This window comes from Helcococcus sueciensis DSM 17243 (assembly GCF_000423145.1).
Taxonomy (GTDB): Bacteria; Bacillota; Clostridia; order Tissierellales; family Peptoniphilaceae; genus Helcococcus; species Helcococcus sueciensis.
In genome coordinates, this window is the sequence record NZ_AUHK01000008.1 from 33,881 (window position 1) to 50,947 (window position 17,067).

Annotated in this window: 9 protein-coding genes; 1 reads left to right on the forward strand and 8 read right to left on the reverse strand. The window is 30.3% G+C overall.

Features of this window, described 5'->3' with window-relative positions:
- Positions 1-145: 145 nt before the first annotated feature.
- Positions 146-9,283 carry a Cna B-type domain-containing protein gene (locus G534_RS07820; RefSeq protein ID WP_034595942.1) on the reverse strand — a complete coding sequence of 3,046 codons (9,138 nt, stop codon included), beginning with the start codon at positions 9,281-9,283 and terminating at the stop codon, positions 146-148.
- 434 nt (positions 9,284-9,717) lie between these two features.
- Here G534_RS07820 and G534_RS0103455 point away from each other — a divergent pair, with 434 nt between their 5' ends.
- Positions 9,718-10,476 (forward strand): glucose 1-dehydrogenase, encoded by a 759-nt coding sequence (locus tag G534_RS0103455; RefSeq protein WP_027347882.1) that lies wholly within the window; start codon positions 9,718-9,720, stop codon positions 10,474-10,476.
- Positions 10,477-10,642: 166 nt separating this feature from the next.
- On the opposite strand, the gene G534_RS0103460 is transcribed toward G534_RS0103455, so the two are convergent.
- Genes G534_RS0103460 through G534_RS0103490 form a run of 7 tightly spaced genes read right to left on the reverse strand, consistent with a single transcriptional unit; the run spans position 10,643 to position 16,941 of the window.
- Complete coding sequence (locus G534_RS0103460) at positions 10,643-11,053, reverse strand: hypothetical protein (RefSeq protein ID WP_027347883.1); 411 nt, start codon at positions 11,051-11,053, stop codon at positions 10,643-10,645.
- A gap of 3 nt (positions 11,054-11,056) precedes the next feature.
- Positions 11,057-12,205, reverse strand: coding sequence for a galactonate dehydratase (gene dgoD / locus G534_RS0103465; protein ID WP_027347884.1), 1,149 nt, complete (start codon positions 12,203-12,205; stop codon positions 11,057-11,059).
- A gap of 11 nt (positions 12,206-12,216) precedes the next feature.
- Positions 12,217-13,560, reverse strand: a complete 1,344-nt coding sequence (locus tag G534_RS0103470; protein WP_027347885.1) for a PTS galactitol transporter subunit IIC — start codon at positions 13,558-13,560, stop codon at positions 12,217-12,219.
- A 9-nt stretch (positions 13,561-13,569) separates the two neighbouring features.
- Positions 13,570-13,848 carry a PTS sugar transporter subunit IIB gene (locus G534_RS0103475; protein WP_027347886.1) on the reverse strand — a complete coding sequence of 93 codons (279 nt, stop codon included), beginning with the start codon at positions 13,846-13,848 and terminating at the stop codon, positions 13,570-13,572.
- 12 nt (positions 13,849-13,860) lie between these two features.
- On the reverse strand, positions 13,861-14,322 hold the full coding sequence (locus tag G534_RS0103480) for a PTS sugar transporter subunit IIA (RefSeq protein WP_027347887.1): 462 nt from the start codon (positions 14,320-14,322) through the stop codon (positions 13,861-13,863).
- Entirely contained in the window at positions 14,315-14,941 is a 627-nt protein-coding gene (locus G534_RS0103485) for a bifunctional 4-hydroxy-2-oxoglutarate aldolase/2-dehydro-3-deoxy-phosphogluconate aldolase (protein WP_027347888.1), read from the reverse strand. Before G534_RS0103485 ends, G534_RS0103480 begins: the two co-directional genes overlap by 8 nt.
- Positions 14,938-16,941 (reverse strand): BglG family transcription antiterminator, encoded by a 2,004-nt coding sequence (locus G534_RS0103490; protein ID WP_027347889.1) that lies wholly within the window; start codon positions 16,939-16,941, stop codon positions 14,938-14,940. Before G534_RS0103490 ends, G534_RS0103485 begins: the two co-directional genes overlap by 4 nt.
- Between the last annotated feature and the right edge of the window lie 126 nt (positions 16,942-17,067).

The window sequence follows — 17,067 nt, forward strand, 5'->3', positions numbered from 1 at the left end:
ACTTATTATTTTTATATTCATTCATATTAATATTACACCTTAAAAAGCCCTAAATCAGTTGATTGTAGGACTTTTTAGGTAAAATATTATTTTTTTTATTTCAAATGGATTATTTTATTTTACAATAATCCTCTTCTTTATCATATTATTTATTATATATTTTTTGTTTTTTATAACTAATAAATAATAATACTATTAATCCAACTAAACCAACACCTGTATACAAGGCAATATTTGTATCATCGCCTGTCTTTGGTATCGGTGGAGTTTTTGGTTTATGTGTATTGGTTATAACAAAACCATCTTCTTGGTTACCAGTAATTTCACTTGTATAGCCTTTTACCTTTTCTTCTCTTATGGTGTAGACAATCTTCTTACCATCCTTGTATTCGTCAAGGTCTGTAAATTGTCCTGACCAATTATTTTCTTTATTCAATACTAATTTTTGATCAGTTTCTTTGCCATCTGTTAGAAGTACTATGCTTATACTTGTTGGTCTTAGCTTATCTTGGTTATTCTTATCATTCCAGCGTTTTACAATATTTATATTTGTTTTTTCTGGTTTGTAAATATTGGTTATATCATAGCCATTTACTTGACTTACATAACCTTCAACCTTTTCTTCTGCTACGGCGTAGACTATTTCTTCACCATTTTCATACTTATCAAGATTTTCAAAACTATATGACCATTTACCATTTTCATCAGCTTTTACTTCTTTTCTAGCAACTTCTTTTCCATTTGCAAATAGTTTTACTATTATTTGATCTGGTCTCTTGCCGTCTTGGTTATTTCCATCATCCCAAGTCTTTTGACCCTTGATTTCTATTTGTTCTGGAGTATGGGTGTTAGTTACTGTAAAGCCTTGGTCTTGGTTTCCAGTGATTTCACTTGTGTATCCTTCAACCTTTTCTTCAATTATAGTATAAACTATTTCTTGACCATTTTTAGTTTTTGCTAGACCAGCAAATTTACCTGACCAGTCATTTGATTGGTCTAAAACTAGTTTTTGACCAGTTTCTTGACCATCAGCTAATAATTTAACAGTTACAGAATCAATTCTCTTACCATCTTGATTATTATTATCAAGCCATACTTTATTGACTGGTATATCTATACTATTCAATGGATTATTTACAACAATACTTTGTGAAGCATTTTCACTAGTTAGATCAAATTCATATTCTTTATCTACTAGTAAGTAACCTTCAGGAGCCTTAGTTTCTTTAAGTATATATTTACCTAATTCTAGGTCTCTAAATTCAATGAAACCTTTGTCATCTGTTGTAGCAACCTTTAATGGTTTATCAGCTCTCTTGCCATCTGCTTCTACCTTGTACAAGGCAAATTCTGCACCAGCTAAGATTTCTTTCTTGTCTTCACTGTATTTTGAAACTATTATTCTAGCTTTTATAGGTTCATTTTCCTTGTAAGCAGAAATGATACCTGTAAATCCTTCCTTCTTAGCTTCATCTTTTAGATAAATCTTAATAGCTTTTTGGTCAAGTCTATAATTTTCTATAGCCTTTGTTTCTACTAGTTCATAATTGTAGTTTTCATCAAACTTGAAGTCTTTGAAATCTACCTTACCTTTTTCATTAGATGTAAATACACCTTTTTCTACTCTTTGACCATCTTCCAAAGCATATAGGGTAAATTCTACGCCGGCTAATGGTTTGTAGACAGTGTATAGGTCCTTTCCTACTTCTTTATAGCTATATCCTGGATTTTCCTTGATATAGGCTTCAGCTTTTTCTAGGTCTACATTTTCTAAAATAGTATCCCCTTTAATTATATTAATTTCAAAAGGATTATTAGTGTAGCTAAATGCATACTTGTGAACAATTTTTTCACTTTCAATATCAAAGGCTGAACTTGTCAACATACTTTCATTTGGTATTTCTTTGATTTCAAAGTGATGCTCTGCATTTGACTTGTAGTATCCTTTAGGAGCTTGGTCCTCTTTCAAGATATATAATCCACTTGGTAAGTTGTCAAATATTGCCTTAGCTTTGCCATCAACTAGTTTTGTTTTAGCTGATAAGAATGGTTTATATTTTCCACTTTCCCTGTCATATTTTTCAAGATTAAAGACTGCACCTTCTAGTGGGTTGTTGTTGTCATCTAGCTTTTCAACTTCCACCTTACCTAGAATTGGTTTTTCTGGGTTTGGTATGTTTAAAGCGTTTTGTAAGAATGCATTTCCATTTTCATCTGTCAATTCACCCTTATCATTAAGTTTGAATTTATAAGCATTTGGATTGTGTAAGAATAAACTATTGTCTTTCTTAACTTCTGTAATTTGGTAAAGTGTATTAACCTTCAATCCAGAGGCAATAGTATATCCTTCTTTACCAGTTGGATTAGTTTTTATTACATTTTCTGGATTTTCTACTTCTCTAATTTCAAATTCGAAACCTTCAAGTTTTACTTTACCATAGTCTGTTAATTTATCTATGGAGTCAATATCAAATTTATTTGATACTTTCAACTTGTTGATTACAATTTGTAGTCCCTTATTTACAATAGCCTTATCACCAGTAAAATCAATATTTCGGTTGTTTACATCTATAGTAAATTCGATAGGCTCTACAGCCTTATAACCAGATTTTCCTTCTTCAATAATTTCTGTCAATAGATATTTACCTTCTAAGAGATTATCTACGCTTATATTACCACTAGTGTTTGTTAAGAAGTCTCTATTGTAGTCCTTGTTCCATTCGCTCATACCTTTTAGATTAAATCTGATATAAGCTAAAGCTACCTTATCTTCATTGATCTTATTTAACTTCAATGATCCATAAACAGGTTTAACATTAAGGAATTTGTCTTTACTATCATTATCTGTAATTTTTACATCAAAGCTATTGTCAGCTTTATTGTAGACAGCCTTGAAATCTTCATATCCAACTTCTATAGACTTATCAGATACTTTGTATCCTTCTGGAGCTTCAATTTCAGTAATTGTATAGTTTTCTAAGATTGGCAAGTCTGTGAACTTAACGACACCATTCTCGTCTGATGTAGCAAAGTAGAAGTTACCTTTACTATCTTTTGCTTGGAATTTAACTCCTGCTAATGGTTTTGCTTCTAAGCCTGGATTGTTTTCTACTAAACCTTCTTGTCCAAATTTAGTTAAGATAATTGAACCTGTTGGAGGTGTCAATGAGTTCCAAACCTTATTTGGTTCCAAGAATCTTATTGTTTGGTCGTCATCTCTTACAAATGAGTTCCAAGCTTTTTTACCTGTGAGCTCATAGTTGTTTGTTATATCATTCTTTGGAGCTATCATTGGTATTTCAACGTCTAGTCTACTATTACCAGCTAATTTTGTACCATCAACAGCTGTAATCCTAATAGCTCTTGTATTTGCTGCTGGACTATCTAACCAGGTTAATTCTTCAATAATGGCATCTGCAGATTTATTCTTATAGTCTACAGGAGTATCTGAGTTCCAATATGTTACCTTGTATCCTGCTGGAACTTTGATTTCTCTTGTAAGGTCAAATTTATTTTCAAACTCGGTACCTCTAGGAGGTCTCTTTCCATTACCAATATTTTCTTCTTGAATACTTAGGTCATTTTGATAAGGTAAGAAGTCTACAATATCTATATTTGTTCTTTCAGAATCAAGGTTATTGATTAATGAAAGTTTGTAATCAAATTTACCTTCAGACTCTGTTACTACACCATCCATAGACCAAGCAAGGTCTTTTTCTTTTTTGATGTATTTTCTTGCAGACATTTCTCTGACTTTTTGCATTCTAAAGCTTACTTCATCATGTAACCATTCACGACCTGAATCATCTCCAACTGGGGATTTCTTATTTCCCAACTTTGTGATTTTGTCGTTATCGAAGGTTACATAAACTTCGTTAGTTACATATCCTTCTGGGGTTTCATAGTCAACCATAGTTTTGATTGAAGCTATGTCGTAAACTTTAGCTTTTAAAGTTTCAGCAGTGAATCTGATAGCAGTTCTACCTGTGCCCTCATAGTCATTTATGATTTCATACTTACCACCACTTTGAGCAAAGCCTTCAGACATCACTACTCCATCATTTTGAATAGCTAGTCCTTTTGGTAAAAGATCTATCATTTCAAAGTTATCAAGTGGTTGGTTTACAACATCACCATCAAAGTCAGTTCCCTTTACTCCTGGGTGTAATCTTAAATTATAATCTCCAGTTTCTAGTGGATATACTGCCCTATGATCAGTTTTAGGATAAGTTTGAGTTTTAACTACGTTAATATAACCTTCATAGTCTCTAACTTGGGTTTCTGATTTATCACCCCAAATGAAACTACCTGGTATATTGTCCCATTCGTCTTTGTATTCACTTACAAGTCTTCCATCTTTGTCTCTTATGTCTCCACGTTTTGATAATAACTGGTCTGTACCTTTTCTATATTGGTCTCCTGCCATAACAGCATTGTTGACAAATATATTCTTGTTGGAATTTGGTGCTTTCTCGTAAACACTATTTTCCGGATTTCTCAACTTAGTATTAATATCAACTTCTAAAGCAGCAAATAGCTTATGTTCTTTAGGCAATATAATATGAATATAATCAATATCTTTTGCATGGGATCTATCAAATACTATTGAATTTTTAGTATCAGCAGTAATTTTATGTTCTTCAAGAACTGTATCATTTGCTGGATCCAACTTGTCGCCATTTTGCTTCATGGCTAGAACTGTTAATTCTACGCCACCAGCTGTGTGATCATTTCTTGGGAATGATACACCATAGTAATAAAGTCTTTCATCAAGATCATAATCAGTTGCTGTAAGATTTTTAAAGTCGGTCAATCTAGCTCCAGATGATATTCTTACTCTATATGGTATGACTTTTAATCTATCTTCTGGAGTGTCATAGAAGTAAGCATTGATACCATTTGATCTAGGGCCCTGACTCATCTTATCTAATCTTGGGTCACCATCTTCTTGTATTGGCTCATAGTATCCTGTATACATACTCAAGTCATCAGAAGATGTCATATTTTCTTCTTTATTACCCTTATCATAAGGTACAAGTTCAACTTCTGCCTTATTGTTTACATTATAGCCAGACTTAAGTCCTGGGAAGCTTAAGTAAAGTGGTTCAAAAAAAGCTCCTGGATTTAAAGTTTTACCAAAGTGTTTGTTTTGACTTACTTTATCTCCATCTAAAGACCATGCTGGGTTTAACTCTGAATCAAATACGGCAGTCTTTTCACTTTCTACTCCATTTTCATCAACAGCTATATAGGTTGGTAAAGTATCTGTGATTGTACCACTTTCTACATATCTTTCTATACTTGATATTGAGAAATAATACTTAACAGGTTTTGCTTCACTTACATGGTAGCCTCTTCTACCAGATTCTTCCACATATTCATCTAATACTCCCATAAATCTAGGACCATTGTCATAGTCTCTTAAACTACCATAGTTATAGTCTGGCAAGTTTAATGGACTTCTCTTAATTAAGCTTGGCTTCTTATAGTAACCTTCTAGATAAATAGGTTTTGCAACAGAGTAAACTTCACCATCATTTTCAAATAGATAATTTATCTCTTCCCTATGTTTATCTGGAGTTTCATATTTTTTGAATTTCCAATTTATAGGTATATCTAATTGATCACCACCTGAAATTTCTTTCAAAGTAATTTCTATAACACCATCTTTTACTTCGTATTTTTCAATAGTGTTTGCAGGTGGTATACTAATAGAGTCTTTGTCTATAAATTTAGGGTCAAAGAATACCTTGAGTTTACCTTTGTTATATGAGGTGTCTATACCTGTCAAGTCAAGATATGCTCTAGTGGTCATGACTTCGCCAATATAGTATTGTTCTTTAGCTGCACCAGTATTTTTATCAATTTCATTAGCTTGGAATATTTCTATTCCCTTAGTTTGTTTATGTTCATATCCTAATTTAGTATAAGTAAATTTAACATGGTTAATTTGTCTATTGTCGGGAACTGTGATTTCTTCCTTATCAACCTTGTAATTAAACTTATGAATTGCTTTATATGTTTTTTCTTCTAGGATATATTCATTAATAGTTTCAGCTATCCTATTTCCTTCAGTATCAACATAATCTACTGTTACCTTGGTTGGATTAACTATGTGTTGACGTTGACCGTTTACAATACCGTCTTTTAAGTCATGAGGATTTTTATAATCATCTATAAATATCCTAGTTTCTTGACCAATAGAATTTTTTGATCTATTACCATTAAATGCATTATTCGCTAACTCAGCTAATTTATCACTTACATATACTTCGCTAATCTTGTTATTTGCAAAAGCACTTGAATCAATTTTTACTAAATTCTTTTGGCTCAAGCTAGTTAAGTTATTGCCAGCTAATCCTCTATAGCCAACTTCTTCCAATACTGTTGAATTAATCTCTTTTACTTTATTTTGGTCAAGTGCACGCCTTTTTATTACCCTTAATTTAGGAGCATTTAACTCTTCAATTTTACTGCCTGCAAAAGCTAAATCTTCTAAAGTATCTAAATTAGGAGCATCTAATTTCTTTAGTCCTTTGTCTTTATATCCATTTATAGTTCCTTCAGGATAACCTCTATTTGATGCATTAGCACTGCTTTTACTAATTCTAGCAAATGCTGCAAGTCCAATATTCTTTACTTCCGGAAGGGAAAGCTCTGTCAAGAAGTTATCTGCAAAAGCCTCCTTACCTATGTTTTCAACTTTAGGTAATTCTAGTGAACTTACAGGGTTATACTCGAAAGCTTTTTCTTCAATGCTTTTCACGCTAGGTAAATTTACGCTTGTTAGCTTATTACTTGCAAAAGCCTCTTGCGCAACACTTTCTACACGATCTAACTTAAGATCGGTTAAGTTATTTCTTTCAAAAGCATATTTACCAGTTATCTTCTTCAAGTTTGGGAAGCTATAATTAATATCTGTTAGTTGGTTATTATAAAAACCTGCAAATTCTATATCTTCAATATTAGGTCCATAGACTTCCTTAATTCTTTTAGCTTGGAAAGCACCTGAGCCTACTATCTTAGCTCTAGGAGGCAAGGTTAGAACTGATTGTTTATCAGCTAATCTTAGGGTGCCAGTATTAGTTAAGCCTGTTACCCTGGCAGGGTTTTCTGGGTCCCAAGTAAAGTCATCTTCTGACCAGGCTCCCATTTCAAATTTTTTAGGATTGACTATATAAGTGCTTCCACTCTTTATTGAGTTATCAGCCCATACTACAACCTTATTGTCCCATTCTTCTGAGCCAGGATTACCACTGAAGGCATCACCAGCTATTTCTTTAACTTTCGGTAGATTTATTTCTTTTATATCTCTATTTGCTAAAGCTCTACTTCCCAATTGCTCTAGAACAGGGAAATTTAGATCCATCTCACTATCTGGATTACCAGCAAATGCAGCTTCTAATATAACTACATTTGGTATTTCAATTTTTGTTATCTTGTTGTTATTGAAAGCTCTTTCATCTATATATTTCAAATTAGGGAAATTATTTTGGGTAACTTCTGTAATTTGATTGGATAAAAATGCTCCATTTCCAACCTTTTCTAGCATAGGGAAATTAGCATCTGATATTTGATTTTCCCAGAATGCTACATACTCAGCCTCTTTAAGCTTAGGCATATGAACTTTGGTTAGTTTATTATCTTCAAGTCCTAGTTGACCTACATATTCCACGTTAGGTAAGTCTGTAGCTTCTATTTTTTCTATCTGGTTACCTTGGAAAGTATGGTGACCGATATAATTTAGTTTTTCAAATTTAATCTCTTGAATATTATTATTCATGAAAGCATAAGAACCTATATGCTCTACATTTTTCAAATCAATAGTAGAGATGCTGTTGCCCTTAAATGCTCCTTGAGACCTATAACCTGAAATCCAGTTAGCGCCTTCTCCTTCGATTACTTTAATATTTCCTGTATAATCACTTACTGAAGTTAATGCTCTACTTCTAAAGGAATTATTCTCATTATTATCAGCAACTGTGTCAATTACAGTACTACCATCATTTGGGTTTAAATGAGGCAAAACAAGTTCTTTTTGTGTTTCAACTTTTTTCAAACCTGATTCAGAGAAACCGATAACTTTATTTTCATCATAAGTAAAGTCGCCTAGAACCCAACCTTTTCCAATTGGGAACTCAAACCAATCTCTACCAATACTAAAGGTAATTTCTCTTTGTGCTACATTTCCATAGTCATCTTTAACACTATAAACAACTTTATATTTAGCACCATCAACACTAGTATCAATACTTTCTGTATTAACAGTGATTTTATCACTAATATCCTTACCATCTAAATCAGTTGCTTTAACAAATGATAAAAGATTTTTTTGAGAACCATCACCATCTTTAGCAATGTAAGGTCTTTTTGCAACTTCAATCTTTGGTGCTTGTTTTACATTTTTGTATTCTACTGTGATTTCATAGTCAGTTTTATCCGGAGTAAATTTTATCTCATCTTCTACAGCTACATAGCCAGATATTTTATCTGGTGTATAAGTATTCTCTTGTCCTAAGAAAACTATTCCATCAACTTTGTCATAATCATCACCTATCACTGTATCGGTTATTATTTTTTCTTTTGTATCTTTATCTACGTGATGAACTGTAACAAGTACTGGATTTACAACTTGACCAAAAGCATCACCCAACACTTCAGTTTTTATATTAGGGTTTTCAGTTTTTACTAGCACATATCTATTGTTATTAGCAAAAACTCCTGTACCGTAGGATATAACATCGTTTCCAACATTTACACTGGTTAAGTTGTTATAACTAAATGCGTAATCTCCTACAGTTATAACATATGTAAGATCAACATTATTAATTTTATTATTTGCAAAAGCATAGTTTCCAATCTCTTCAACTGCTTTTGTTTTTAAATTTGTGATCTGATTATCTTTAAAGGCTGATTCATCAATCTTCTTTAATTTGTCATTAAAGTTAACAAACGTAATCTTATTACCTGAAAATGCAGACTTACCTACTTCTAAAAGATTTTCACCAAATTGAACATTTTCTATTCCTTTTTGGAAAAATGCTTTTTCTGAAATTTTTGTAACAGGTGCATTTTCAATCATAGAAGGAATCGTTATATCTTTTCTTTCTTTTCCTTCTTTAAATCCTTTTATATAAATTTCTTCTCCAACTTTTTCATAGGCAAAAATATCTTTTGGATCTTCTATATCATTAGCAGCTTTAACTGCATGGATAGGAAAGACATTTAGCAATAGTAAAAAAGCTAAAATAAGAGATAATATACGTTTTTTATCTCTTTTCATAAAATAATACCCCCTTTTGTATTAATTTTGTTAGAATATTAACCGATACTCTATCTATATTAATAATACTACAAATAGGCTAGGAATTAAACTTTATTATAATATATTTCATCAAGTTTTTTATAATCAAACTATACATTTTTATATTATCTTAGTTAAAAAATATAATAATATAAGTGTGTGCATAAAATATATATTAAAAATAAAAAATTTAAAAATCTCTACATTTTTTTACCATAAAATTCGTATTTGATTAAAAGGCTAAAACATCTAATTGTATTTGTTTTAATATTTTAGTGATTCCTACATAATCTTTTCATAACTGCAAAATCTTCTAACATACTTAATAAATTAAAAACTCCCCACTTTAAATGTTAACCTTTTCATTTTATGGGTATATAATCTATAGAAAATATTATTAGGAGGGCAGACCAATGAAACTGAAGGATAAAGTAGTCATCTTAACAGGTGCTAGTTCAGGTATCGGAGAAGCAACAGCATTAAGATTTGCTGAAGAGGGTGCTAAAGTAGTTATTGTTGCTAGATCAGAAGATAAACTTAACAAAATAGTAGACAGGGCGTCAGAGTTTCCTGGAGAAGTTATCGCTATAGCTGGAGATGTGTCTAAACAAGAAGATGTTGAAAAATTAGTTAATAAGACTATAGATACTTACGGAAGAATAGATGTATTGGTAAATAATGCAGGAGTCTTAGATAATTATCTTTCAGCTGACAATATGACTGATGAAGTTTGGGATAGAGTTTTTGATATTAATGTTACCGGTCCAATGAGATTGATAAGAGAAGTATTGAAACATATGGTGAAAGAAAATAAAGGTAATATTATTAATACTGCATCAGTTGGTGGACTATATGGTGGTAGAGGTGGTATGGCATATGTGGCTTCTAAACACGCTTTAGTTGGTATGACTAAACATATAGGATTTATGTTCCAGGATAAAGGAATAAGATGTAATGCGGTCGCACCTGGATCAATAGCAACAGAAATAGGTAACAAAGTTAAAGAACCAAATATGGATGTATTAAATAAATTGATGAAAGGTTTCGAACTATATCCAGAAACTGGTAAACCTCAAGAAATTGCAAATGTAATGCTATTCTTAGCTTCAGATGACTCTAGTTTTGTAAATGGTACAACCATAGTAGCAGACGGTGGATGGACAGCATTCTAATAGATGATTACTATATACCAAATTAAAAAGCTATTATATATAACTTATTGTTATTATATAATAGCTTTTTTTTATTATTTTATTGTAAATATTATTGACTCAATCTTTAGAAATTGTAACTTTATAAGATTTCCTTTTTATTCTGATAAATTATGATATTTAAAATTTATTCTTGATATATTTTTTTAAATTTACTTATTATATTTTGATATTCATCAGGATTTATATCATATAGATGCCCATTATATTCTATAGTTGCATCTCTAAAATTTATAATATATGATTTACTATTCTTTAAGTTTAAAACTACTCTTTCTTTCACTTTAGTACCATCATTACTCATAACTAAATATTTTCCATGAGCTTTATTTAGTAATTCATGTATTCTTTCAATTTCTTTTGTATCCTTAATATTTACTTCTTCTTTGTCATTGTTTATAGAAACATTGACAATATCTTCTACATGAGGTAACTTAAGCGAACTATTATATGCATATAGTATTATAGGTATAATAATTAATATTATACCTATAATTGCATTTCTTCTATTTTTTTCTTTATCAATATTATCGAACATTTTTTACCATTCTGCTATTGTACCATCATAGTTTTTCCATCTAGGATTTGTCCATAATAAGCCTTCTGCAGAAACCTCTCTGATTTTATCTTCATCTAATTCTAAACCTAATCCTGGTTTAGTTGGGATATCTACATAACCATCTTTGTATTCAAATATTTCTTTATTCTTAACAAAGTCTAGTAAGTCAAATCCTTTATTATAGTGAATTCCGAGTGATTGTTCTTGTATAAATACATTTGGTGTACATACATCAACTTGTAAAGTAGCTGCTAAAGCTATTGGTCCATAAGGAGCATGAGGAGCTACCGCCATATCATGCGCTTCAGCCATGGATGCTATCTTTTTAAGCTCATTTATACCACCAACTAAAGCTACGTCAGGTTGAATTATATCTATAACACCTTCTTTAAATATATTTTTAAAGTCCCATCTAGTATATAATCTTTCACCTGTAGCCAATGGAGTTGTTGTATGTTGTGCAACTTCCTTAAATAATTCTTCATTTTCTGGAAGTACAACTTCTTCATAAAACATTGGATTATATTGGTCTAATTCATTTACTAATACTTTTGCCATAGCTTTATGAACTCTACCGTGGAAATCAATACCGATGTTTAAATCATAACCAAATTCATCTCTTAAAGCTTTAACTCTATCAGATACTTCTTTAATCTTCTTGAAAGAATCTATATAATGTAACTCTTCTGTTGCATTCATCTTAATAGAATCAAATCCTCTATTAACTCTGTCTCTAGCATGTTCTACAACATCTTCTGGTCTATCTCCACCAATCCATGAATATACTTTAATTCTATCTCTAGCTTTTCCACCTAATAATTCCCAAACAGGTACTCCTAGAGCTTTACCTTTTATATCCCATAAAGCCATTTCAAAACCAGATACTATTGTACCTCCAATAGGGCCACCTCTAAAGAAAGAACGGTGCATTTCTTGCCATAATCTTTCAATTTCGAAAGGATCTCTATTAAGCAATATTCTCTCTCCCCATTCCTTAGCGCCGTTAACAACAGCTCTTGTTCTGGTTCCAGAAATCATTTCACCCCATCCGGATATTCCTGTATCTGTATCTATCTTAACAAATATCCATCTTGGTTTTACTTCAAATACTTCAATATTAGTAATTTTCAAAATAATTCTCCTTATTTGTTTTTCTTATACGCTTTATATTTTCTTTCTGCAAATACATATATTATTATAAATGCCACAACTAATAAAGGTACAAATAATATAGGATTTGATCTGAATGCTTCAAATACAATGTAACTTATTGTCAATGAAACTGATGCAAATGAAGAAACTAATTGTCCACCAAAATCTAATCCTGTATGCACTGCAAAGTCAGTTAATGCTTGTGATGTAGCTGTTCCTGCATATAGAATAGCTGACATTGCTACTGAACCAATAAGTAATGATCTGAATAAGTTACCATTAGTCAACGCAACTATAAGAGCAACTCTAAATGTGACAACTGCTAAGTCAGCGAAAGGCATTACTCTATTACCTGGTAATATTGCAGCTAATAAAATTGTTAGAGGTATTAAAATTAAAGCTGTAGTGATTACTGAGCTATCTCCAACAACTACCGCAGCATCAAGTCCGATAAGGAATTGTCTATTCTTAAATTTGCTCTTTGTAAATTCTGTAGCAGCTTCTGAAATAGGCATCAATCCTTCTACGAATAAAGCTGTCATCTTAGGTATCAATACCATTACTGCAGCCATGTGTACACCTAAGTTTATAACATCCCATATACTATATTTAGCTAATAAACCAACAGCACATCCTAACATAAATCCTAGTATTGATTGTTCACCAAAAATTCCTAAATATTTTTGAGCATTATCTATTTTAATCTCCCAATCTCTAACTCCAGGTATTTTATCGATTAACCAGTTGAATGGATAAGCGATTATAGCTGTAGATAGGAATGACATAGTTGGTAATGAAACATTTGGTATTCCAAAATAATCTTCAATTAATGGACTTGTCCAGTCTGAAAGTTTAAATGTAATAACTGCCATAATAAATGCTGATAATCCAGCTATTAGTAAATTATTTGTTAAGAAGTATAGAATACATCCTACTATTGCCATATGGTGATAATTCCAAATGTCAACGTCCAATGTGTCAGTTGTGTTAGTTACTAACATTAAGATATTAGTTAAGAATATTATTAATATTAATAATGGTATAATTGGTGAAGCCCAAGTTACGGATGCTATAGCTCCCCAACCAACGTCAACTATATCTAAGTTCAATCCAAAATTTTCTACCATTGCTTTAGATGCTGGTCCTATATTTCCTGCCAACATATCTATTACAAGTTTAATACCTACAAATCCGATACCTACTGTTAAACCAGATCTAAAAGCTCTGGAAATTTTCATACCAAATACTAATCCTACTATTGTGATTATAAGTGGTAATAATACATATGCACCAGCGCCTAGCAGTGACTGAAATGCATTATATAAAAAATCCATAAAACCCTCCTATTTTACTTCTTCTAATATTTCTTCTATAACCTTTTCTGTTCCAATACCTGTTAAGAATGGCATTCCACTAATAACTTTCTTAGTAACAGCTTTGTTATCATATTTACCTGTTGCAACGATTAAGTCGTAATTATCTTGTTTTGATGGAATTTCTAACAGTTTTGCTTGTTCAACAATTGCATTTATTCCTTCTTCTTTTAATTTTTCTCTAATTTTTGAAGCTACCATTGTTGATGTAGCTACTCCATTCCCACAAGCAACTAATATTTTTTTCATATCTACCTCCGATTAATTTATATATTCTTTTACAGCTTGAATAACTTCTTCTCTACTATCCATTTTTACAATTTTTTCTAAAACTTCTTGTTCTTGTATAAATGCAAATAGTTTTTGTAATAAATCCATATGAGCTTTAGGCTCTGCTATAGAAAGCATTATTACTATTGAAACATCTATCTCTTCTTCTGGTTCATCCATTTTGTGAAACTTAACTGGATTCTCCAATATAGCTATACTAATTCTTCCTTCATTTACATATTCATGATCAGAATGTGGTATAGCTACATTTATTCCTGACAAGTCTAGTCCCGTTGGATAATCTTTTTCTCTTTCCAAAATCTTTTCTAAAAAAGTTTCCTTAACTATACCATTCTTGTATAAGTTATTTGCTAATTTAGTTATAACTTCTTCTTTTGTTTTTGAATTATCTTTAATAAAGACTAAGTCCTCATCAAAATATGAGTTACTCATTCATCACCTCAACTTTCTCTATAAATTGTTTTATTGATTTTTTCATATTTTCTATATTTTCGTTAATTATGTCTTCTTTATTAAAAATACCTGATCCAATACCTAGGTATTTGTATCCATTATTAAGAAAATCTAGTGAGTTTTCTGAATTAACTCCTCCGACTGCCATAAGATTTAATTCTCCTAAAGGACCTTGTATAGCTTTTGCATAGCTTGCGCCTATTTCTTTGGCAGGGAAAACTTTTACTACATCAGCTCCATAACTAACCATTTTATAAACCTCTGTTGGAGAGAAAGCTGCTGCTACTACTAACATTCCTTTTTCCTTACACATGTCAATAAGTTCTTTTTCAAGACAAATAGGAGAAAGAATAAATTTAGCTCCTGATTCTATGGCTTTTTCTACATGTTCTTTATTTAAAACAGTACCTACACCAACATTTATATCAGGATATTTTTCTGATATTTTTTTTATCGTTTCAAATGCATTTGGTGAATTTGTTGTTATTTCTACTGTATTAAAACTTGTATTTTGCATAGATTTAACAACTGCTTCTACTTGACTATATGTATATCCACGTAATATTACCGTAACCGTAGATAAATCTTTTATTTTCATAGGTTTTGTTCCTCCATTTCTTTTAATATATTAGAAACTTCTTTTGACGTTTTAGCATTCATAAACTTTTTCTTTAGTTCCGCATTTTGTAGACCGTTCACTAAACTGAAAAAAGCATCAAAATGTTCATTATTAACCGAAACTAGACATATGATGTATTTTACAAATGTAGCTTCCTCTTCATCTCCAAATTTTATTTCATCTTTCAATTTTATTAAGCTCATACCCGTCTTTAATGCGCCACTGTCACTGCTTGCATGAGGAATAGCTACAGATTCTGAAACAACTACATAAGGTCCATACTGCTTTATATTATCAATCATTGCTTTTACATATTCTTTATTAATATAATCTTTTTCTAATAGGACCTTAGATGCTTCTTCTATTGCATCTTCCCAGTTTTTGACATTTACATTAAATTTAATATTTTCTTGTGGTAATATTTCCGTTAAGGATAATTGTTTATCATTATATTTATAGTCTATATAATTATCTTTTCTTTCAAATTTTCCAAAGTTTTTTATTTTATCTAGTTTTATGCGATCAACTTTTTCATTAAGAAATTTTAATTCCTCAAATACAGTTATATTTTTAATATAAATATATTCCACACTATCATCTAATGTTATGTTTGAAACTATTATATCTGGGTTTAATCTTTCTAGTTCACTTGTATAATTGTATTTGTTAGCTATAAATTGATTTGTTCCAGGCACTATTCTTTTAATTTTTTCTTTAATTAAGAAGGAGGTAGCTATACCTTCATTACATACTATTAAAATATTTATATCTTTAATCTGATTTTTTAACTTCTCAATAGAAGCTACTATATAAACTACAATAAAATGTATTTCTATATTAGATAATTCTCTAGAAGCTACTTTCTCAATTTCTGTGAGAGATTTTTCAACTACCTCTATAATCTCTGGATATTCATTAGCTATCTCTGTTATATGATCAAATTCATCTATTTTTTTTATTCTATTTTGAACGATTGAAGATAGATGTTTAGATAAATTTCTTAAAAGTTCTTCATCTTGATTTAGATTTATCTCTATCTCTTTTGATATTCTTTCAATTAACCTTCTTGTTAGAAATTGTATTTTTAATAAATTGTCGTTTTCATATTTTTTAACTTGGAAATTCAATTTATTGATTAGTCGATTTATAAGATTTCTTTCTTCTTGATTGAGTTTGATATCAAATCCATTTTCAATAGAATAGATTAGTTTATCTCCAAAATTTTTATATTCAATATTTTTACTTACACTTACATTATTTGTATCTTTAGATTCTTTTTTATTCATAACTCTAACTAAGTATATTAATAAATAAAGAACTAAAAATCTCTTTGAAGTTTTGGTTAGATGTTGACTTGTATTGTGTTCGATTTCAGTTATTATTGAATACATATAGTCTAAATAATTTGATAATTCTATATTTCCGATATCATTGATATTTATATCTAATTTCTGATAGAAAAATCTTTCTACATTATTTATGTCATAGTTCAATAAATCTAATATCAAATTATTGATATCACACTCATTTTCACAAACTAGTATATTTCCTTTAGCTGGTTCAGATTTAAGCTTAAAACCATAGTTCTTTATAAAAGATTTCACTCGTGAAAAATCTTTCTTAACTGTAGATCTTGAAACATTCATGAGTCTGGATAAGTCAGATATAGTAAATTTTTCATTGAATATTAGACCATAAATAATAATTATTATAGTTCTCTCAACAATATCTAATGTATAGTCATAATAATCAAGTTTATTGAAAGCTTCTTTAATCTGATTTTCATTTAATGAAAGAAATACTAATCCATTTTTCAAAACTATAGAATCCATATTATTCTTTCTTAGAAAATCATTTATACTATCAATATCATTTCTTATAGACCTCTCTGATTTATTAAATTTTTTTGATAATTCTTCTAAGCTTAATTCTTCATTTCTTGAAATAAATAAACTTATATCTAAGGTCTTTTTATCCATTAATATCTCCTTATACTTAGATTATATCAGTAATAAAACTTTGAAAAAGAGTTTTATTATTCTAAGCTTTTGAAGTGAAATAACCTATGTATATGAACCAAAATACCACATATTAACAACTCTTAT